This window comes from Nocardia ninae NBRC 108245 (assembly GCF_007990755.1).
Taxonomy (GTDB): Bacteria; Actinomycetota; Actinomycetes; order Mycobacteriales; family Mycobacteriaceae; genus Nocardia; species Nocardia ninae.
Map to the genome: position 1 here is coordinate 1 of NZ_BJXA01000096.1, position 21,131 is coordinate 21,131.

17 protein-coding genes are annotated in these 21,131 nt (G+C 68.4%); 11 read left to right on the plus strand and 6 right to left on the minus strand.

What is annotated here, in order from left to right; all coding sequences use genetic code 11:
* A partial coding sequence (locus NN4_RS39200) for an Hsp70 family protein (protein WP_147141936.1) occupies positions 1-1,284 on the minus strand: 1,284 nt, incomplete at its 3' end.
* Positions 1,285-1,578: 294 nt separating this feature from the next.
* On the opposite strand from NN4_RS39200, the gene NN4_RS39205 reads away from it, so the two are divergent.
* The 4 genes from NN4_RS39205 (at position 1,579) to NN4_RS39220 (ending at position 8,071) form a co-directional block, all read left to right on the plus strand.
* Positions 1,579-3,717, plus strand: a complete 2,139-nt coding sequence (locus tag NN4_RS39205) for an IniB N-terminal domain-containing protein (protein WP_147141939.1) — start codon at positions 1,579-1,581, stop codon at positions 3,715-3,717.
* 95 nt (positions 3,718-3,812) lie between these two features.
* A complete protein-coding gene (locus NN4_RS39210) occupies positions 3,813-5,678 on the plus strand; it encodes a dynamin family protein (protein ID WP_147141979.1) in 1,866 nt (621 codons plus the stop codon).
* Positions 5,679-5,754: 76 nt separating this feature from the next.
* The gene (locus NN4_RS39215) at positions 5,755-7,293 is read left to right on the plus strand and encodes a dynamin family protein (protein ID WP_147141942.1); all 1,539 of its coding nucleotides are present in this window, start codon (positions 5,755-5,757) and stop codon (positions 7,291-7,293) included.
* 133 nt (positions 7,294-7,426) lie between these two features.
* Entirely contained in the window at positions 7,427-8,071 is a 645-nt protein-coding gene (locus NN4_RS39220) for an HhH-GDP family DNA glycosylase (protein ID WP_147141944.1), read from the plus strand.
* Between the two features lie 22 nt (positions 8,072-8,093).
* Here the strand turns inward: NN4_RS39220 and NN4_RS39225 are convergent, their stop codons facing one another.
* Complete coding sequence (locus NN4_RS39225; protein WP_147141947.1) at positions 8,094-9,254, minus strand: zinc-binding dehydrogenase; 1,161 nt, start codon at positions 9,252-9,254, stop codon at positions 8,094-8,096.
* Between the two features lie 91 nt (positions 9,255-9,345).
* Positions 9,346-9,786 carry a winged helix-turn-helix transcriptional regulator gene (locus tag NN4_RS39230; RefSeq protein ID WP_147141950.1) on the minus strand — a complete coding sequence of 147 codons (441 nt, stop codon included), beginning with the start codon at positions 9,784-9,786 and terminating at the stop codon, positions 9,346-9,348.
* An 87-nt stretch (positions 9,787-9,873) separates the two neighbouring features.
* On the opposite strand from NN4_RS39230, the gene NN4_RS39235 reads away from it, so the two are divergent.
* Entirely contained in the window at positions 9,874-11,313 is a 1,440-nt protein-coding gene (locus tag NN4_RS39235; protein ID WP_246181331.1) for an MFS transporter, read from the plus strand.
* A gap of 49 nt (positions 11,314-11,362) precedes the next feature.
* Here the strand turns inward: NN4_RS39235 and NN4_RS39240 are convergent, their stop codons facing one another.
* Positions 11,363-11,695 carry a hypothetical protein gene (locus NN4_RS39240; protein WP_147141953.1) on the minus strand — a complete coding sequence of 111 codons (333 nt, stop codon included), beginning with the start codon at positions 11,693-11,695 and terminating at the stop codon, positions 11,363-11,365.
* Between the two features lie 75 nt (positions 11,696-11,770).
* On the opposite strand from NN4_RS39240, the gene NN4_RS39245 reads away from it, so the two are divergent.
* On the plus strand, positions 11,771-12,256 hold the full coding sequence (locus NN4_RS39245) for a MarR family winged helix-turn-helix transcriptional regulator (RefSeq protein ID WP_147141956.1): 486 nt from the start codon (positions 11,771-11,773) through the stop codon (positions 12,254-12,256).
* Positions 12,257-12,271: 15 nt separating this feature from the next.
* Here NN4_RS39245 and NN4_RS39250 read toward each other — a convergent pair whose 3' ends face one another.
* On the minus strand, positions 12,272-13,873 hold the full coding sequence (locus tag NN4_RS39250) for an FAD-binding oxidoreductase (RefSeq protein WP_147141959.1): 1,602 nt from the start codon (positions 13,871-13,873) through the stop codon (positions 12,272-12,274).
* A 357-nt stretch (positions 13,874-14,230) separates the two neighbouring features.
* Between NN4_RS39250 and dnaK the strand changes: the two genes are divergently transcribed.
* From dnaK to NN4_RS39275, 5 genes are all read left to right on the plus strand, one after another.
* On the plus strand, positions 14,231-16,081 hold the full coding sequence (gene dnaK, locus NN4_RS39255) for a molecular chaperone DnaK (RefSeq protein WP_107659809.1): 1,851 nt from the start codon (positions 14,231-14,233) through the stop codon (positions 16,079-16,081).
* The gene (gene grpE / locus NN4_RS39260) at positions 16,078-16,788 is read left to right on the plus strand and encodes a nucleotide exchange factor GrpE (RefSeq protein WP_147141962.1); all 711 of its coding nucleotides are present in this window, start codon (positions 16,078-16,080) and stop codon (positions 16,786-16,788) included. Before dnaK ends, grpE begins: the two co-directional genes overlap by 4 nt.
* A 102-nt stretch (positions 16,789-16,890) precedes the next feature.
* Positions 16,891-18,051 carry a molecular chaperone DnaJ gene (gene dnaJ / locus NN4_RS39265; RefSeq protein WP_147141965.1) on the plus strand — a complete coding sequence of 387 codons (1,161 nt, stop codon included), beginning with the start codon at positions 16,891-16,893 and terminating at the stop codon, positions 18,049-18,051.
* Complete coding sequence (locus tag NN4_RS39270) at positions 18,051-18,455, plus strand: heat shock protein transcriptional repressor HspR (protein WP_135233867.1); 405 nt, start codon at positions 18,051-18,053, stop codon at positions 18,453-18,455. The genes dnaJ and NN4_RS39270 overlap by 1 nt, the downstream gene beginning before the upstream one ends.
* 567 nt (positions 18,456-19,022) lie before the next feature.
* Positions 19,023-20,192 (plus strand): globin domain-containing protein, encoded by a 1,170-nt coding sequence (locus NN4_RS39275; RefSeq protein WP_135233866.1) that lies wholly within the window; start codon positions 19,023-19,025, stop codon positions 20,190-20,192.
* Between the two features lie 107 nt (positions 20,193-20,299).
* On the opposite strand, the gene NN4_RS39280 is transcribed toward NN4_RS39275, so the two are convergent.
* Positions 20,300-21,124 carry an FAD-binding oxidoreductase gene (locus NN4_RS39280; protein ID WP_147141969.1) on the minus strand — a complete coding sequence of 275 codons (825 nt, stop codon included), beginning with the start codon at positions 21,122-21,124 and terminating at the stop codon, positions 20,300-20,302.
* Between the last annotated feature and the right edge of the window lie 7 nt (positions 21,125-21,131).

A 21,131-nucleotide genomic window follows, 5' to 3' on the forward strand; every position in this document is an offset into this window, starting at 1 on the left:
GGTCGAGGCCGGGTTCGAGCCGGACTGGATGCCGGTGCCGATCGCGGCAGTGCCGGTGGCCAGCAGGCCGATGACGACCGCGGCACCGGCGACGATCGTGGCGCGCTGCTTGCCGCGCAACCGTGGCCTGCGTGGCTTCTCGGCCACCGGCAGTGGCGAAATCACCACCGCGGGCAGCTCTTTGGTGGTCGGCGCGGGTACCGCGGTCGGCGCGCGCTCGACGGTGACGGTCGCCAACTCGGCGGCCAGCGCGGCGGCCCCGCGGGCGCTGGTGTGGGCGGGCTGGGCAGCGGCGACCACCGGAAGGCCGAATTCGGTCGAGATCAGTTCGGCGACCAAGGGAATCGCGCCGCCGCCTCCGGTGAGCAGGACGCGGCTGACGTCGCCGACGTCGAGCCCGGCACGGTGCACCGCGTCGCGGATCAGGTCGATCGAGCTCAGCAGCGGCGCGCGCAGCAGGTCCTCCAGTTCGCCGCGCACCAAACGCACGTTGCTGGTATGTGTGTCCGCCGGATTCAACCGCGCCCGCACCACGGTCGCGGTATTTATCGAGAGGTCTTCTTTCGCCGTTCTGCAGCGTTCGCGCAATGCCGCCAATTCCCGTTCCACTACCGGGTCGTACGGGTCGAAATCATTTGCCGCCGCAGCGTTTGCCAGAACGTAGCGCATGGTGAGTAGATCGAATTCGGCACCGGCGACGTCCGTGGTCCGCAGTGGTGTGCCGAGCAGGCTCGCGTGGTCGCCGGTGCGCACCACCGAGACGGTCAGGCCGGTGGCGCCGAGGTCGTAGACGAGGACCGCGCCGTCGCCGAGTGGACCCTGCGTGGCTTCGAGCCAGCGGACCGCGGCGGTGGGTTCGGGCACCAGGGTCACCTCGCGGAGGCCCGCCCGATCGAGAGCGCCGCGCTGGATGTCGACCGTGTGCCGCGACCACCACGCCGGGTAGCAGGCCACGGTGACACCGGATTCGCGTGCGTCGGTACTGATCTCGTCGATCAGGCAGGTGATGGCCGCGGCGACGAGGTCGGCGGCGCAATGCTCGGTGCCGTCCTCGGCGAGCATGTCCACCGGATCGCCGACCCTGGCCAGGAAGCCCTCGAGTAGCACGTCGCTGGAGTGCCGTCCGGTGGCGCGCGCGGCGGCGCCGAAGGTGGGCGGCGCGTCGGCCACCAGCCGCAGCACGCTGGGGTGCGTGCGCACGCTGTCGCCGTCCTCGCCCGCTGCCGCCGCGGCGACCGAATTCGACGCCCCGACAGTGATGCCGAGCGCCAGACGCTGTGTCATTCGTGAACCCCGTTCGAAAACTCTGTGGTCCGGTGTCGCTGCTGTGTAGTCCGAGTGCGAAAGGCGGTGCGAGCACGCCGACGCACCTGTTGTTTCGGTTGCTGGCTGTCCGCCGTTACCGGTTTCGGGGAAGTTCCGGGGAAATTCCCCTAATGCCGTGACAGCCCCTAAGGGCGGGCTCGGGTGAGTTGTGGGGGTCGGCCCCGTTATGCGTAACGCGTGGCGCCCCTAGCGTGAAATGCATTCCAACGATGCGGATCGCGGAGGTCCGCCGGCTCTCAGGAGATGTTTCTGATGACACCCAACGCGATTCTCGAGTTCATCCTCAACCTGCTGCGCGACCACGAGGCGGCGGTCGGCTACTGCGCCAATCCGACGCAGGCGCTGGTCGCGGCTGGTTTGCCTGCGGTCACCCCGGAGGACATCGCCGCCGTCGCCCCGATGGTCGCCGAGTCGGCGCTGGTCGCGGGCGGCTCCCAGCTGTCGGCGATCGTGGCCGCGGGTGCGCAGACCGGTGCTGCCGCCGTGCTCGGTGCGGCGGGCACCGTCGGTGCCGCCGCGGCGGCCGATGCCGGGCTGAACATCGGCGCCGACCTCGGTCTCGACCTGGGTGGCCAGGTCGGTGCGGGTATCGATCTCAACGCGGGACTGAACACCGCGATCGAGACCGGGCTGCAGGCCGGCGCCGATCTCGGCGCCGGTCTTTCGGCGGGGCTGGGGACCGTCGCCGACATCGGCGCGGATCTGTCCGCCGCGGTCGGCGGTGCGCTCGGTGTGGCCGGGCAGGCGGTGACCGGCATCGGTGCCGATGTGCAGGGTGCGGTCGATGCCGGACTGCAGGTGGGGACGGGGCTCGAAACGAGTTTGTCCGCCGGGCTCGGCGGTGCGCTCGGTGCGGTGGGACAAGCCACGACCGGGCTCGCTACCGGCCTCGATGCCGCACTCGGTGCGGGCGGCCAGGTGGGGGCCGACCTGTCCAGCGGGTTGCAGGGTGCGGTGCAGACAGGTGTGACGACCGGTCTCGACGCGACTGCTGGTCTCGGTGCCGGAGTAAATGCCGGTGTGCAGGGCGCGGTCGATGCCGGAACCCAGTTGGCCGGCGGACTGTCGACATCTATTGGTGGAGTGGTGAATTCGGCCGTCGGTGTGGAGAGCGAACTGGCCGCCGGGCTCGGTGCGGCAGTAGGTGCGGGCACCGAAATCGGCGGCGACCTGTCCACCGCGGTGGGTGGCGCGGTGAACGCCGGGGCGCAGGTCGGTTCGGGCCTGGAGACGGGGCTGTCCGGCAGTGTCGGTGCGGTGCTCGGTGCGGGTACGCAGGTGGGTGCCGATCTCGGCGCCGGGCTGGGGACGAGTGTGGATAGTTCGGTCAACGCCGGTGCGCAGCTGGGTTCGGGGCTGGAGACTGGGTTGTCCACCGGTCTCGATGGTGTGCTCGATGCCGGTGCACAGATCGGTGGCGCGGTTGATGCGGGTACGCAGGTGGGGGCCGGTTTGGAGACCGGGCTCGGCGCTGCGGCGGATGCCGGGGCCGGTCTGGGAGCTGGACTTTCGGCCGGTCTCGACGGTGCGGTCGGTACCGGTGCGCAGCTGGGGACAGGTCTGGAGACGGGGCTCGCCGGTGCGGTCGGCGCCGGTGCACAGCTGGGGACAGGTCTGGAGACCGGGCTCGCCGGCGTCATCGACGCAGGTGGTCAGATGGCGACCGGACTGGAGACCGGGCTCGGTGCGGATTTGTCCACAGGTATAGGGGGCGCGGTGGATGCCGGTGCCGGTCTCGGTGGTTCGCTGGGGGGCACTGCCCAAGGGGCTGTGGATGCCGGTGCGGGCCTGGGTGGTTCGCTGGGCGGTACTGCGCAGGGAGCTGTGGATGCCGGTGCAGGGCTGGGCGGTTCGCTCGCCGGGGCTGCGCAGGGCGCTGTAGACGCTGGCGCTGGTCTCGGTGGTTTGCTGGGCGGGACTACCCAGGGAGCTGTGGATACCGCTGTGGGGCTGGGCGGTTCGCTCGGCGGTACTGCACAAGGCGCTGTCGATACCGGTGCGGGCTTGGGCGGTTCGCTGGGCGGAACCACTCAGGGAACGGTGGATACCGCTGCGGGCCTCGAAGGTTCACTCGGCGGTACTGCACAGGGAGCTGTGGATACCGGCGCGACGCCCGGCGGAACGGCACACGGCGCCGTGGATACGACTGCGGGCCTCGGTGGTTCGGTCGGTAGCACCACGCAGGGCACGGTCGATACCGGTGCCGGACTGAGTGGCGGTGTCGGGGCGAGCGCGAACCCCTGGTCGGCACTTGATGTTTCGAGTGCATTCGGGTCGGGGCTGGACAGTTCCGCTGGTCTGCACGGAGACACCGGACTGTTCGGCGAAACGGACGCGGATCTGACCGGCAGTGCCGGTGCGGATCTCACCGGCGACGCGATGCTGCACTGACGCCGCCGCACTGATCACTCCCGCGGCGGCGCACGTACCAGCCCTGCACCGCCGCGCCGACAATGCTCGAGCCACTGGAAGAGGTCGATACCGCGATGGGGACGCCCGCACCGAACGCCACACCACCGGCGGTACCGCTGCTGTCGGTACTCGGCGAAACCATCGCGGCGGCCCGCGCCGCAGGCCGCACCGACCTGGTCGGCCGCCTGGAGGTGGCCGCCGATCGGGTCCGCGACCCGCGGCGGCGCATTGTCATTGCGGGACAACTGGATCAGGGCAAGAGCCGCTTCGTCAACGCGTTGCTCAATCTGGAGATCTGCCCCGTCGGCGACGACGTGACCACCACGGTCACCACGCTGCTCGCGCACGGCCCCGAGCCGAAGGCCGAGCTGGTGCTCACCGGTCCCGGCGGCGACTCCGGCGGCCCGGAGACCCGAGTGCTCGTGCCGTTCACCGAGATCGGCACGATCTCCGCCCGCTCACCGCTGGCTCAGGGTCGGCGGATCCGCCGGTTGGAAATCCAGGTGCCCAACCCACTGCTGGCCGATGGCATCGTGCTGGTCGATACGCCAGGCGTCGGCGGGCACGGAAGTTCTTATGCGGCAACCGTGCTCGGCATGGTGTCCGCCGCGGACGCGGTGCTGGTGCTCTCCGACGCGTCCACCGAACTCACCGAGCCGGAACTCGCGTTCCTGCGTCAGGTCCGTGAGCTGTGCCCCACCGTCGCGCTGCTGCTGACCAAGACCGACCTGTACCCGCACTGGCGCCAGGTGCACGAGGCCGACCAACGCCACCTCGCCACGGCCGGTCTCGACGTGCCGATGATCGCGGTGTCCTCGCTGCTGCGCAGCCACGCGCTGCGCCTGCAGGATCAACAGCTGGGCCTCGAGTCGGGCTTCGGCGTGCTCTACCAATTCCTGCGCGACCAGGTGGTGGCCCGAGACCAGCTCGCCACCCGCGCCGCGGTGGCCCGCGATATCCGTTCCGCCGCCGAACATCTGGCGCTGGCACTGGGCAGTGAGCTGGTCGCGGTCCGCGATCCGGCGCGCGGCGCGGCGGCGGTCCGCGAACTGCAGGCCGCCCGGACCTCGGCCGAGGAACTGCACCGCCGCACCGCCGCCTGGCAGCAGACGCTGGCCGACGGCATCACCGACCTCGCGGGCGATGTCGACCACGATCTGCGAGATCGGTTGCGCGGCATCGCCAGAACCACCGAGGAATGGATCGACGACCATGACCCCGGCCGGCATTGGGAGCGGATCGCCGAATACCTCACGGGCACCATCGATACGGCGATCGGCGACAATCTGCTCTGGACCCATTCACGCGCCTTACAACTCGCCCAGCGGGTCGCCGAGCATTTCAGCGACGCGGGCACCACCGATCTCCCGGATGTCCGGTCCGACACCGCCGTCGCAGGCAGTCATGTCGGCGCGGGCACCCTCGCCGACTTGGAGCCGGACATCGGGTTCGGCAGCAAACTGCTCGTCGGCATGCGCGGCTCCTACGGCGGCGTGCTGATGGTCGGGCTGGCCAGTACCTTCGCCGGACTCGCGCTGCTCAATCCGATCTCGCTGGGCGCGGGACTCGTGGTGGGCGGCAAGGCCTTCCGTGACGACAAGCAGGCCCGGCTGGCCCGGCGGCGCACCGAGGCGAAGGCGGCCGTCCGCCGGTTCGTCGACGATGTGGCGTTCCAAACCGGCAAGGAATCCAAGGACCGGCTGCACCGCATCCATCGCGCGCTGCGCGACCATTATGCCGGTGTGGCCGAGCGGAGTCTGCGGTCGATCGACGATTCGTTGCGGGCCGCGCAGGAGGCCGCGACCATGGCCAACGCGCGCCGGGCCGAGCGCGGCGCGGTCCTGGAGCGTCAGCTGAACGTGGTCGCTGAGCTGGGCAGATACGCCGAAGCCATGCAGGCCGCGCTGCCGAGCGCATCCGTCGGTACGGTTGCCCCGTGAACGAGCGTTACCGAGTGAACCGACGGCACAGCGCACCTTCGCGAACGGCGCAGCCGGGCGCAGGCGAGGCGGCGTCGTGAGACGTGCGGGCGGCGCTGCGCCAGGGATTGTTGCCGAGGCCCATCGACTGATCGGCGCGGCGCGTGCCGCGCTGGCGAGTGAACCGCGACCGCGGGCCATGCTCGCCGAGTGCGGCGGTCGACTGGATCAACCGTTACGCGTAGCGCTCGCGGGTTCATTGAAGGCCGGCAAATCCACGTTGCTGAATTCCCTTGTCGGGCAGGACATCGCACCGACCGACGCGACCGAGTGCACGAGGGTGGTCACCTGGTACCGCTACGGTTCCACCCCGAGCGTGACCGCGCACGCCGGCGACGGTGCCCGCGCGAACGTGGTGGTGCGCCGCGGCGGCGGTACGCACGGGCTGACCTTCGACCTGGACCGGTTGACCTGGAACGCGCCCGCGCCGCGCGAGGTCGATCACCTCGAGGTCGAATGGCCCGCGGCGGCGCTGGCCGACACGACCATCATCGATACGCCGGGCACCTCCTCGCTGTCACGGGAGGTGTCGCAGCGCACGGCCCGGCTGCTCACGCCGGAGGGCGAGCAGAGTATCGCGGTTCCGGGGGCCGACGCGGTGGTGTACTTACTGCGCAGGCTCGACGCGGCCGACGTCCGGTTCCTCGAGCGGGTGGGCGCGGGAACTGCTGCGGGGCCGGGTGTTTCCGGATTGCCCGGCCCGCTCGGTGTGGTCGGCGTCGTGTCCAGGGCCGACGAGATCGGGGCAGGCCGGATCGACGCGCTGCACTCGGCGCGCGACGTCGCGACCCGCTTCGCCGGGGAGCTGGAGCGATCCGGGCTGTGCCAGGCCGTGATTCCGGTCGCCGGGTTGCTCGCGTTCGCCGCGGCCACGCTGCGACAACAGGAGTACGCGGCGTTCGAGGCGCTGGCCGGCGTTCCGGTCGACGAGCTGAGTGCGGCACTGCTGTCCGCGGATCGCTTCGCGCGCCCCGATGTCGCGTTGCCGGTGGCACCGGAACTCAGAGCCCAGCTCGCGGAGCGGTTCGGCCTGTTCGGCATTCGGATGGCGGTCACCCTGATTCGGCTCGGCGTGCGCGACTCCGCCACGCTGGCAGCGGAGTTGACCACGCGCAGCGGCGTGGACGAGCTGCGCTCGGTGCTCGATGTCCAATTCGGCCAGCGCGCCGATCAACTCAAGGCGCACTCCGCCCTCACCGCGCTCGCGCGGGTGCTGACCGCGTACCCGGGCAGCGCGGCCGACACCCTACTGCCGCGCGTGCGCACCCTGCTCGCCGATGTGCACGGCTTCGCCGAGCTCCGCCTGCTCGGTCGTCTCCGAACCGACGAATTGACCCTGCCACCCTCGGATCTCGCCGAACTCCACCGCCTCATCGGCGGTTCCGGCATCGCCCCGCACCTGCGCCTCGGGCTGCCGGTCGACGCCGCGCCCTCGGTGCAGCGGGACCAGGCCGTCGCCGCGGTGCGCAAATGGCGGGCCAGGGCCCGGCACCCGCTCGCCGACCAATTCACCAGCACCGCGTGCCTAACCGCCGCCCGCAGCGCGGAAGGCACGCTCAGTCTGTTGCCCGGCTAGGCCGGGTCCCCGGTCTCGGCCCACCGTGGACCCCGGATAACGCACTTTCCTCGTAACCCGGACGATCGACATCGAATCGGTGTGAAGCCGGTGCCGTCGGGTAGGCGACCGATATCCGAACAAGGAGGTCGCGATGAGCCAACAAAAGGTAGTGCACGCGCTGCTCGACCGCGCCGGAACCGGATACGCCGCAGAGGCGGGCATCCACCTCGACGACAAACCCGCACCGCTGTTCCAGCTGCTCATGCTGGCGGAGCTATTGAGCACCAGGATCTCCGCCGACATCGCCGTGGCCGCCGCCCGCGAACTGGTCGCCACCGGCTATCGCACCCCGCAGCGCGTCGCCGACGCCGATTGGCAGGAACTCGTCGACGCCCTCGGCCGCGCCCACTACCGCCGCTACGACGAGAGCACCGCCACCCGCCTCGGCGCCAACGCCGCCCAGGTCCTCGACCGCTACGACGGCGACCTGCGCAAACTCGCCGACGAAGCCGACCAAGACCCCAAACGTGCCGCCCAACTCCTGCAAGAGTTCCAGGGCATCGGTCCCACCGGCAGCGACATCTTCCTCCGCGAAATCCAAGACGTCTGGCCCTGGGCCGCCCCCCATTTCGACGAACGCGCCCTACGCGGCGCCGACCGCATCAACCTCCCCGCCACCCCCGCAAAACTGGCCGCCCTGGCCCCCAAAGACCACACCGCCGCCCTCGCCGCCGCCCTCGTCCGAATCACCCTGGACGACAAACTCGCCGAAGAAGTCCTCGACGCCGCCCACTGACCCGTGCGTCGAGGCAGCCGCGTCAGGGGGTGGGGGCGTTACTGGTGGGGTCGATGAGGATTTTGGCGTGGTGGTCGGGGGTGGCGAGGGTGGTGAAGGCGGCGTCGATGCCGTTGAGGCCTACTGTGCCGGTGATCAAGGGGGCGGGGTCGACCTTGCCTTCGGCGAGGAGGTGGAGGGTGTCGCGGAATTCGCCGGGGTCGTAGCCGAAGGCGAAGCGGAGGTCGAGCTCCTTGTTGATGGCCATGGCGGGGCGGATGCGGTCGGCTTCCATGCACACGCCGACGACGACCACGCGGGACAGTGGTGGTGCGGCGGTGATGATCTGGTCGAGAATGCCTGGGACGCCGACGCATTCGAAGATGACGGGGCCGGACGGGCCCGCGTTCAGGGTGTGCGCGAGGCGGAAGACGTACCACCAGGGCAGGTTCGGGACGCGGCGCAGGCGGTCCATGGTGTCGAAGCCCAGGTCGAGAATGTCGGTGACGCCGTTGATTCGGCCGCGGGTGGGGGCGGCGGTCCAGGGGGAGTCGGTGGCCGGGTCGACGACGATGTCGGCGCCGCAGGCGGCCGCGAGTTCTCGGCGGCGCGGGGAGAAGTCGCTGGCCACCACCGTACGGACGCCCGCCGCCTTCAGCATGCTGATCACCGCGAGACCGATCGGCCCGCAGCCGATCACGAAAGCCTGCTGTCGCTTACCTATTCGACCGCGGCGCACTGCGTGCCAGGCCACCGCCATGGGTTCGGTGAGCGCGGCGTGTTCCGCGGACAGCCCGTTCGGCACCGGCATGGTCATCGACTCCTGGACGATCACCTGCTCGGCGTAGGCACCGGGCGCCTCGACCGACAGACCGGTCAGCTGCGGCTTATCACCGTGCCGCACGATCGGCAGCGCCACCACCGGAGTGCCTGCCCGCCAACGCTTCCGGCACCCAGGACCGTAATCCACTACCTCGCCGCTGAATTCGTGCCCTAGCACCACGCTCTGATCCGACCGCATGAACGAGTCGTACCCGGTGACCGCGCTCAGCTCGGCCACCTCGTCGGCATGGTTGCGCACATGCAGGTCGGAACCGCAGATGCCGCAGCGCGATACGTTGATCAGCACCTGCCCGCGCCCGGGTATCGGCGCCGGTAAGTCGGTGACCTCGAATTTCGAGTTGGTGACGACGGCAGCCCGCATGGTGAACTCCTCGAATCGGCGTCGCTGACCACGCTACTGCGCCAGCAGCTACGCCTGCCGCTTTCCAGCGATCGAGATAGCCCGTCGCGTGTCAGATGGGCGTCAGTTCGTCCTGGGCGGCGCGGCGATCGTAGGCGTTGCGTGCGGCGGCGATCTCGTTCTGATGCCCTTCGGTCCAGGTGACCAAGGCCTTGATGGTGGTGTGCAGGCTGGCGCCGAGCGGGGTCAGCGCGTAGTCGACCCGCGGCGGCACGGTCGGATACACGGTGCGCTCGACCAGCCCGTCGCGTTCGAGATGCCGCAGTGTGCGGGTGAGCATCCGCTGACTGACGCCGTCGATCTTGCGCTTGAGTTCGGTGAACCGCAGGCTCCGCTCGTCCAGCAGCGCGATCACCAGCAGCGACCACTTGTCGGCGATGCGATCGAGGATCTGCCGCACCTCGCAGTCGGCGCGGGCGTCCCAGTGCGAAACGTCGAAGTCGGGGGTGGTATCCCCGCAGTGCCCCGGTGACTTCAAAGTGCCGTCTTCCATAGTCGTCGATTCTGCCCGAGACTTCTCCTCGGTATCAAGAGGTAACCGACCCCATTGTGGGGAACCTACTCTGTTCGGGGAGTCGTGATGGTGAAATCCAGAGCCGCCGAGGTCTTTACGGAGATGTCCGGCCGCGCCTGGGGCGTGCTCGCGGTGTTGTGCGGCGCGATATTCATGGAGGGCATCGACGTGGCGATGCTGAACGTGGCGTTGCCCTCGATCCGGGCCGAACTCGGCCTGTCCACCGGAATGCTCAGCGGTGTGGTGTCGGCGTACGTGCTCGGCTACGGCGGGTTCGTGCTGCTCGGTGGCCGCGCCGCCGACCTGCTCGGCCGCAGGCGGATGTTCCTGTTCTGGCTGACGGTGTTCCTGCTGTTCTCCGGACTCGGCGGATTCGCCACCACCGGGTGGATGTTGTTGACCGCTCGCTTCGTCACCGGGGTGGCCGCGGCGTTCCTCGCCCCCGCCGGTCTCTCGCTGATCACCACCAACTTTGCCGAGGGCTCGGTGCGTAACAAGGCGCTGATGTTCTACGCGGGCGTTGCGGCGGGCGGTTTCTCGCTCGGCTTGGTGGTCGGTGGATTGTTGACCGCGTTCGGGTGGCGCTGGGTGTTCTTCGTGCCGGTACTGGTTTCGGCCGTGATCTTGGTGGCTGCGATCGTTCTGGTCCGGGATTTCGGTGTGCCGCAGCGGGTTCGGGGCGGCTTCGATCTCCTGGGTGCGTTGAGCGTGACCGGTGCGATGCTGCTACTCGTCTACGGTGTCATCCGGCTGGAGCATCCCGGCGACAACCCGGGGCTGACGGTGGCGACCTTCGCCGCTGGTCTGACGGCGCTCGGACTGTTCGTCCTGAACGAACGCCGCACTGCCACACCGCTGGTCCGGCTCGGCATCCTGCGGTCGTCCGCCCTGGTACGCACCAATCTGGTCGCGGTGCTGTTCATCGGCTCGTTCATCGGATTCCAATTCCTGGCGACGCTGTACTTCCAGGAAGTGCGCGGCTGGAGCACGGTGCAGACCGGCCTGGCGATGGCGGTGCTGGGACTGGATGCGATCCTCGCTCCGCTGCTGACACCCTGGTTCGTGCGCAGGTTCGGCAATGTTCGGGTGATCTTCGGTGGCACGGTTGTCGCGGTGCTCGCCTACGTCCTGTTCCTGCCGACGGACCTGGACCGCGCCTACATCGCCATGCTCCCGACGATGCTGCTGCTCGCCGTGGCCTTCGCACTGGTCTACGGACCGCTGACCATCGCGGGCACCGACGACATCGCGGCGGAGGAGCACGGCCTGGCGGGTGGATTGCTCTACACCGCAATCCAATTCGGTGCGGCGCTGGGCATCTCGGTGGTGACCGCGGTGAACGTCGCGGCGGTCGCCTCGGGCAAGGTCGGCATGGACGGACTGCGCACCGCGCTGATCGTTCCGGTCGTCGCCGCGGTACTGGCCGGCGTGATCGCCGCGACCGGCTTGCGCCGCAGCGCGATCGCCGACTCGGACGAGTTGCCCGAGCAGCTCGTGCACGCCTGACGACGGTCCGATGGGCTGGAGTGCGAAACACTCCAGCCCACAGGCTGTTTCACTGCCGGGCGCGCAGTACGGGAAACACCTCTTCCTGGAGGTAGGTTTCCAGGTCGCGACCGTTGCGCACGGCTTCGATCACCGGGACGCCGTGCTGTGCCGCTTTTTCCTTCAATGCCGCGCTCGAATCGCTTTCGACGCCACCACCGATCAGCAGTAGGCCGACCGGACCGTCCTCGAGCGCGGCCAGCGCGTCCGCGTCGACGGTCACGCCGTGTGCGGTAAATCCTTGTGCGCGAATGAGTTCGATGCCGGCGGCCACCACACTCGGACCGCGGCCGATAGTTAAAATATCCATTGCTTCCATCTCTCTGGTCGGTGTCGGGCTCATCTTCAAACTATGCACCTATGGTGATTATCAATCAATAGAACAATCAAGTTAGGTGCGTATAGGTATGCTGACAGGGTGACCGATCCGAGGTTTCCGCCGCTGTCCGATCAACCGGCCTTCCTGCTCGGCCAGCTCGGCGCCTACACCGGTGCCCGATTCAGCGAGCTGCTCACCCCGATCGGCATCGGCCCGCGGCACTTCGGCATGCTGCGACTACTGCGCGAACACGACGGGCAAACCCAGCAGCGGCTCGGCGAGACACTGGGCATCCACCGCAATGTGATGGTCGGCCTCGTCGACGAGTTGGAACAGCGCAAGCTCGTCGAGCGACGCAGGCACCCGACCGACCGCCGCGCCCACGCCGTCTATCTGCTGCCCGCCGCGCACGATGTGCTGGCCCGCGCACAGCAGGTGGTGGCCCGCCTCGACGCCGAACTGTTCGCCGAACTCGCCGCCGAGGAGCGAACGACGCTGCTGCGGCTGCTGCAACGAACGGCCGCGAGCAACGGGCTACGCCCGGGGATTCACCCCGGTCTCACCGGCGAACGGATGCCGCGATGACCGTGGCGCGGTAATTCACAGGAGCACACCGGGATTCAGGATGCCCGCCGGGTCGAGCGCGGACTTGGCCGCGCGCAGCGCCAGCGCGAACGGCTCCGGTCGCTGCCGGTCGTACCAGGGCCGATGATCCCGGCCCACCGCGTGGTGATGGGTGATCGTCCCGCCTGCGGCCGAGAGCGCCTCGGAGACTGCGGCTTTGATCTCGTCCCACTGCTCGACCGTGCTGCCCCAGCGCCCTGCGGCGTAGATACCGAAGTACGGCGCGGGACCGTCCGGGTAGACGTGGGTGAATCGGCAGGTGACCACGCCGGTCGCGCCGACCGCCCGAATCGCGTCGTTCGCGGCGGTGGTCACGGCGGCCTTGAGTTCCGCGAATTTATCCCAGGTGCAGGCAGTTTCGAATGTCTCGGTGATCATCGACTGGGCGGCGAGCGCATCGCGCTGGTAGGGCATGCGCAGGAAAGAGGAGCGCCAGGTGTCGGCGGTGCCACCGGTGTGGGCGGCCGTATCCGAGTCCACATAGCGCACGGGCTCGGGCAATATGCCGCCGTGCTCGACGGCGATCTCGATGACCCGTTCCATCCGCGGCCGCGTCGGGTGATCCGCCGATTCGAAGCCGAGCACCAGCACTCCACCCGTAGTCGCCGCACCGGCGTTGAGGAAGGCCTCGGCGGGATCGAGCAGCCGGCAGTTGGTCGGATACAGCCCGGACTGCGCGATGGCGCGAGTGGCGGCCACCGCGCGGTCGTAATCATCGAAATGCACCGAAGCCGTTGCCCGCCAACGCGGCCGGTCCTGTAGCCGCAGCCAAGCCTCGGTGATCACGCCGAGGGTGCCCTCGGAGCCGAGGAACATCCGGTCCGGCGCGGGCCCGGCGCCGGAGCCGGGCAACCGGCGCGACTCGCTGATCCCCGCGGGCGTCACCACCCGCATCGACTCGACCAGGTCGTCGATGTGGGTGTACAGCGTCGCGAAGTGCCCGCCGGCCCGGGTGGCCAGCCAGCCGCCGAGGGTGGAGAACTCGAACGACTGCGGGAAATGCCGCAGGGTCAGCTTCGCCTCGCGCAGTTGGTCTTCCAGCGCGGGCCCGAACACACCCGCCTGAATCCGCGCCGCGCGACTGGTCGGATCGATCTCCAGGACGCGGTCGAGCGCGCCCAGGTCGAGGCTTACCGCACCGGTGAAGCTGCCGTCGAGGCGCGGCTCCACCCCACCGACCACGGAAGTGCCACCGCCGAAGGGGATTACGGCGATATTCGCCCGGCTCGCCCAGTCGAGCACGTCGACGATGTCGGTTTCGGTGCGCGGCCGGACGACGAGATCGGGCGGAGTTCGTATCTCGCCCAAGAGATTTCGGACCACATCGCGGAATGCCTGTCCGTGTGCGTGCGCCGCGCGATCGGCGGGGTCGACGGAGACGAGCGCGGCCAACGCCGCCGGTGCCTCGATCCGCGGTGCGGGCAGCGCCAGCGCCTCGATCGGCGGCGGCTCGTGCGCCGTCAGATCGGCGCCGGGCAGGACGGCCGCGACGCGCTCGGTCAGTGCCGCCCGCTCCGCGCCGACCACCGCGTCCTCGACGTTGCCCCAACCCCACCATGACCGCGTCTTCGTCGACACCGTGACTCCTTCCCGCCGGGTTCGCACCCGCCGCGCGTGTTATTGCACCACGGGGTGGTCGCGGCCGGGTCGGGCGAGGACAATCGCGAGCGGACGAAATCGATGTCGTCGTTCGGGAATGATCCGCGTCTGCTGTCCGTTGAGCTATTCGACAACATTGAGTGTGTCGGACTCAAGTTTGAGTTGACTCCCGATCATCATTGGGGGCAGGATTGAGCCGACCACGCTCAGCGTTGCTGGGACCGTGCTCCGCCAGGTGCTTGGGGCGAGGTCTCGCGGCATAGGCAAGCCCAGGCCGCAGGGCGCAACCCGCCCAGGCACCGACACATGTAAGTACGTCAAATAGGAGGAACCACAATGGCTCGTGCGGTCGGAATCGACCTCGGGACCACGAACTCGGTCGTCGCCGTACTCGAAGGCGGAGAACCGGTCGTCGTGGCCAACTCGGAAGGATCGCGCACCACCCCGTCGATCGTCGCGTTCGCGAAGAACGGCGAGGTTCTGGTCGGCCAGCCGGCCAAGAACCAGGCCGTCACCAACGTCGACCGCACCATTCGCTCGGTCAAGCGCCACATCGGCACCGACTGGACCGTCGAGATCGATGGCAAGAAGTACACCCCGCAGGAAATCAGCGCGCGCACCCTGATGAAGCTCAAGCGCGACGCGGAGGCCTACCTCGGTGAGGAGATCACCGACGCGGTCATCACCGTGCCCGCGTACTTCGAGGACGCCCAGCGGCAGGCCACCAAGGAAGCAGGCCAGATCGCCGGCCTGAACGTGCTGCGCATCGTCAACGAGCCCACCGCGGCGGCGCTGGCGTACGGCCTGGACAAGGGCGACAAGGAACAGACCATCCTGGTCTTCGACCTCGGTGGCGGCACCTTCGACGTCTCGCTGCTGGAGATCGGCGAGGGCGTCGTCGAGGTCCGCGCCACCTCCGGTGACAACCACCTCGGTGGTGACGACTGGGACGAGCGCGTGGTGACCTGGCTGGTCGACAAGTTCAAGGCCAGCGCGGGCATCGACCTGACCAAGGACAAGATGGCGCTGCAGCGGCTGCGTGAGGCCGCCGAGAAGGCGAAGATCGAGCTGAGCTCCTCGCAGAGCACCTCCATCAATCTGCCCTACATCACCGTCGACGCGGACAAGAACCCGCTGTTCCTCGACGAGCAGCTGACCCGCGCCGAGTTCCAGAAGATCACCTCGGACCTGCTCGACCGCACCCGTGCGCCGTTCCAGTCCGTGATCAAGGACGCGGGCATCAACGTCGCCGACATCGACCACGTCGTGCTCGTCGGTGGCTCCACCCGGATGCCCGCGGTGTCCGAACTGGTCAAGGAACTGACCGGCGGCCGTGAGCCGAACAAGGGCGTGAACCCGGACGAGGTCGTCGCCGTCGGCGCCGCGCTGCAGGCCGGTGTGCTCAAGGGCGAGGTCAAGGACGTCCTGCTGCTCGATGTGACCCCGCTGTCGCTGGGCATCGAGACCAAGGGCGGCGTGATGACCAAGCTCATCGAGCGCAACACCACCATCCCGACCAAGCGCTCGGAGACCTTCACCACGGCCGACGACAACCAGCCGTCGGTGCAGATCCAGGTGTTCCAGGGTGAGCGTGAGATCGCCTCGCACAACAAGCTGCTCGGCTCCTTCGAGCTGACCGGCATCCCGCCGGCCCCGCGCGGCGTGCCGCAGATCGAGGTCACCTTCGACATCGACGCCAACGGCATCGTGCACGTGACCGCGAAGGACAAGGGCACCGGCAAGGAGAACACGATCAAGATCCAGGACGGCTCCGGCCTGTCCAAGGAAGAGATCGACCGGATGGTCAAGGACGCCGAGGCGCACGCCGCCGAGGACAAGGCCCGCCGCGAGGAGGCCGAGACCCGCAACCAGGCCGAGTCGCTGGTGCACCAGACCGAGAAGTTCATCAAGGACAACGAGGACAAGGTCCCGGCCGAGATCAAGACCAAGGTCGAGGCGGCCATCGCCGAGGCGAACGAGGCGCTCAAGGGCACCGACATCGCCGCGGTCAAGGCGGCGGTCGAGAAGCTGGCGACCGAGTCGCAGGCGCTGGGCCAGGCGATCTACGAATCGTCGGCCAACGACGCTGCGGCGTCCAGCAACGGGTCGTCGGCGTCGAACAACGCCGAGGACGAGGTCGTGGACGCCGAGGTTGTGGACGAGCCGGTTGACACGGAGAAGAAGTGACCGACGGCAACAATTCGGAGCGACGCGACTCCGAGCAAGAGCCGATCACCTTTGTGGACAATCGCAAGATTGACCCGGAGGACCGGAACCTGAGCGGCGACCAGTCGCAGCCGGGTGAGGTTCGGGAACCGTCGGCGGCCGAGGCCGCCGACGGGCCCGGCCCGGGCACCGGCAACGGCGCGGAGTCCGTCATCGATACGGAAAAGGGTGCCGAGCTGTTGGCCGATGCCACCACCAAGGAGCTCGCCGAGCGCACCGCCGATCTGCAGCGGCTGACCGCGGAGTACGCCAACTACCGGCGCCGCGTCGAACGCGACCGCAAGACCGCGATCGACACCGCCAAGGCCGCCGTGGTCACCGAATTGCTCGGTGTGCTCGACGATCTCGATCGGGCCCGGGCGCACGGCGACCTGGACTCCGGACCGCTCAAGTCGGTGGCCGACAAGCTGGCCACCGCGCTGCACAAGCAGGGCCTCGAGGAATTCGGTTCGGAAGGTGAGCCTTTCGACCCGACCCTGCACGAGGCCGTGCAGCACGAGGGCTCCGGGCACGACCCGGTGATCGGCATCGTCATGCGCAAGGGCTATCGGTTCGGCGAGCGGGTGCTTCGGCACGCGCTGGTCGGGGTAACCGATGGCGGGGCCGACAACGGCGCGGCCGAAACGACAGAGGCATCGGATGCTGATGCCGGCGCGAACAAACAATAAATCCGCGGCGCGAGCGTCGGGCCCGGAGGCGGTAGCGCAGCGTAACCACGTAGGGCACCGCGAGCGACGCACATCGAACACTGCGAGAGGAGGAGATATCCGGTGAGTCAACGGGAGTGGATCGAAAAGGACTTCTATAAAGAGCTGGGTGTCTCCTCCACGGCCTCGCAGGACGAGATCAAGAAGGCGTACCGCAAGCTCGCGCGTGACCTGCATCCGGACGCCAATCCCGGTGATACCAAGGCCGAGGAGCGGTTCAAGACCGTCAGCGAAGCGCATGCGGTGCTGTCGGATCCGGCCAAGCGCAAGGAGTACGACGAGACCCGCAAGCTGTTCGCGGGTGGCGGCTATCCACGCGGCGGCGGGTTCACTCCCGGTGCGGGCGGTGGCTTTTCGCAGGACTTCAACATCGGTGACATCTTCGGCGGCGCGAATGCCGGCGACGGTGGCCTCGGTGACCTGCTCGGCGGCCTGTTCAACCGGGGCGGCACGCGCACGACCAGTCGCCCGCGCCGCGGGGCCGATGTGGAGACCGAGACGACCCTGGGCTTCCGCGAGGCCGCGCAGGGCGTCACCGTTCCGCTGCGGATGACCAGTCCGTCGCCGTGCACCACGTGTCACGGCAGCGGCGCCAAGCCGGGTACCAGCCCGCGGGTCTGCCCGCACTGCAATGGAACCGGCATCGTCAGCCGCAACCAGGGTGCATTCGGCTTCAGCGAGCCGTGCGATGACTGCCGGGGCACCGGCTCGATCATCGACGACCCGTGCGTCGACTGCCACGGCAGCGGCATCCAGAACCGTACGCGCACCATCACGGTGCGGATTCCCCCGGGAGTCAGTGACGGACAACGGATTCGGCTGGCCGGACAGGGCGAGGCGGGCCTGCGTGGCGCGCCCTCGGGCGACCTGTTCGTCAGCGTGCACGTCAGCCAGGACAAGGTCTTCGGCCGCAACGGCGACGACCTGACCCTGGTGCTGCCGGTCAGCTACAGCGAATTGGTGTTGGGCACCACGGTTTCGGTGCCCACGCTGGAGGGGCGCGTCGGCGTCAAGGTGCCACCGGGCACCGCGGACGGCCGCATCCTCCGGGTGCGCGGTCGTGGCGTGCCCAAGCGCGGCGGCGGCGCCGGTGACCTGCTGGTCACCGTCAAGGTCGCGGTGCCGCAAAAGCTGGACGACAACGCCGCGGAGGCGCTGCGGCGCTACGCCGAGGCGGAGAAGGCCAGCGGTTTCGACCCACGGGCAGGATGGGCAGGTGCTTGATGTCCCATGATCCGAAGCAGGCGTCCGGCGGGTCGCGTGCCGAGTTCTTCATGATCTCGGTGGCGGCCCAGCTGGCGGGCATGCATGCGCAGACCTTGCGTACCTATGACCGTCTGGGACTGGTAACGCCACAACGCACTTCGGGCGGCGGGCGACGCTACTCGGCCAGGGACGTCGAGCTGTTGCGCGAGGTGCAGCGGCTGTCTCAGGACGAGGGCGTCAACCTGGCGGGCATCAAACGCATCATCGAACTCACCAATCAGGTCGAGGAATTGCAGCAGCGCGTCGCCGAGCTGTCGGCCGAGCTGGATCGGTTGCGAGCGGGCTATCGGCCCGATCTTTCGCCGCCGCAACGCAGTACCGCACTGGTGGTGTGGCAACCGCGTAACCGCCGTAATGTTTGAGCGATCGAACGCAGCGCAACAATACTGAATACGGCTGGCTAACAATCGGGCCGCTGATCTCGGAGCATTCATCGTGTTTCGAGGTCAGCGGCCCGAAGCGGTTCTGCGGCGCGGTTTCTGAAGGGTAGCCAAAGATAAGCCGAGGCGCGGTGTGTGGCAGTGCGCTGAGGGCTCATGCGAAAGTCCGCTTTACTCGTCATCTTTCACCGCGCGCCCCGAGGCGTGCCGGGTGCCGCGCATCCGGTCGAGTCGGTCGGGTGCCCAGCGAAGTTGCCGTGCAGTCGCTCTGAGATGGCTGCCTGAGTGAAACTTGCAGATCGAGTCGTGCATATTCAGTGTATCCGTGACCGAATTCATCCGTTTTTACGGTCTTTCAGTCCGTTTCGTGAGTGTTTTGCTCGGCGTGTCCTCGTTTCAGCGGAATTACACGCTTGTTGTTTAAACGGAGGATTCCACTCCTGGCAAACCTCGCCTACACTCCTTGGCAACGGCTGCTGACGAGTGTCCCGCAGCACCTCACTCGCCGGCACAGTTTGTGTTCGAGTGCGAAATGGGGTTGTGACACAAATGGATTCGCGGACTGTCGCTTTGATCAGAACTACGTTCAAGGCGGTTGCTGCGGAGGAAGGGGGGCCGGAGAAATTAGCGAGATCGTTCTACGCGATCCTATTCACCGACTACCCCCAAGTCCGCGATTTCTTTCCAGCAGCCATGGACGCCCAGCGAGATCGCCTTGTCAAGGCCATCGGCTACGCGTTGGACCGGCTCGAAGAGCCGAACAAGCTCCTGCCCTTCCTCGCCCAGCTCGGGCGTGACCATCGCAAATACGGTGTGCAGGCAGCGCATTACACGGCCGTCGCGGTCTCGTTGAAAACCGCGATGAAGGTGTACGCGGGCACCGAGATGTGGACCGACGAGGTCGACCGGGCCTGGGACGAAGGCCTGAAGATCATCGCCGACACCATGATCGGCGCGGCGGACAAGGAAACCACGCCACCGGTCTGGACCGGCACCGTGGTGGAGCGCCGCGAGGTACTGCGCAACCTGACCGTGCTGCGATTACAGCTGGACCAGCCGATGTCCTACGCCGCCGGGCAATACCTGAGCGTGCAGGTCCCGTCGCGGCCGCGGATGTGGCGCTACATGTCGCCCGCGGTACCCGCGAATGCCAACGGGGAGATCGAGTTCCACATCCGTGCCGTGCTCGGCGGCTGGGTCAGCCCCTCGATCGTCGGCCAGGCCGCCGTCGGTGACCAGTGGCTGCTCGGTTCGCCGCTCGGCGGCCTCGGCATCCCGCGCAACACCAAGCGCAAGATGCTGATGGTCGGCTGCGGTACCGGCATCGCGCCGCTGCGGGCCCAGCTGATGGCGATGGCGCAGCGGCGGACCAACCCGAAGGTGCACCTGTTCGTCGGCGGCCATCATCCGTGCGACCTCTACGATCTGGACACGCTGAACAGCCTGGCCGTCGCCAACCGCTGGCTCACCGTGACACCGGTCACCGAACACGACGAAAACCCTTGGTGGTACACCGATTCCGGCGAACTCGCGCCGGCGCACGCCGGCTTGGAGCCGCGCCTGACCGGCCAGATCGGCAAGGTGGTCGCGAGCTTCGGCGCCTGGGCCGACCGGGACGTGCAGATCGTCGGCTCGCCGTCGATGGTGCAGACCACCAAGTTCCGCATGATGGCCGCGGGGACGCTCGCCAAGAACATCCGCCACGACCCGCTGTTCTGACCGGCCGTCCGGGATTTCGACCCCTCCCGTTGTCCCGGACACAGTCGGAATCCGGTCGCGCCCAGTACCGCGGCCGGATTCCGGCTACGCCGTCGGCCGAAAAAGGTTCAGAGCCCTTCGAATTGGATTCGCTCCGGCGGAGTTCCGGTGGCGAGCAGGCGATCGACCGTGGCATTGACCATGGCGGGGGAGCCGCATACCAGCACCTGATGGTGGTCGAACGCGCCGTGCGAACCGACCACCTCGGCGAGGGTGCCGAAGAGCATCTCGTCCGGCGGGAAGCCGATGTCGACGCGGCTGCGCTCGAACCATTCGTCTTCCCAGCTGGGATCGTCCGGGCTCTCCACCACGGGAATGACTGTGAGCCAAGGCAATTCACCGGCCAGCAGGTACAGCATGTCCGACGCGTACAGATCGCGCGGGGTGTGGCCACCGAAGAAGAGATAGGTGGGCGGCGGTTCCGGCTCGCGGGCCAGGTCCAGGATCAGCGCCCGCAGCGGGGCGAGGCCGGTGCCGCCCGCGACCATCACCACCTCCTCGCCCGCCGGGTCGACCGCGAAACTGCCGAGGGGAGCGCGGATCTGCCATTCGTCGCCGGGCCTGGTGTCGGCCACGATGGAGCCGCTGCACCAGCCGCCGGGCACCGTGCGCACATGGAACTCGAGCTTGCCGTCCAGCGACGGCGGCAGCGCCGGCGAGAGCCTGCGCCGCATGCTCGGCTGCTGCGGCACCGTGACCTCGACGGACTGGCCCGCGAGGAACGGGACGAACTCGCCGATCAAGCGAATCACCGCGAGATCGTGCCGGATTCGATGGTGGCCGACGACCGTCGCGGTCCACTCGGCCGGCAAGGGTGCGCCGCCATTGCCGAGCGCACCGGGGTCCCCCGGTGTCCACCCACCCCGCGGACTTTGTCCGCTGCCGTCCCCCATGGGGTCC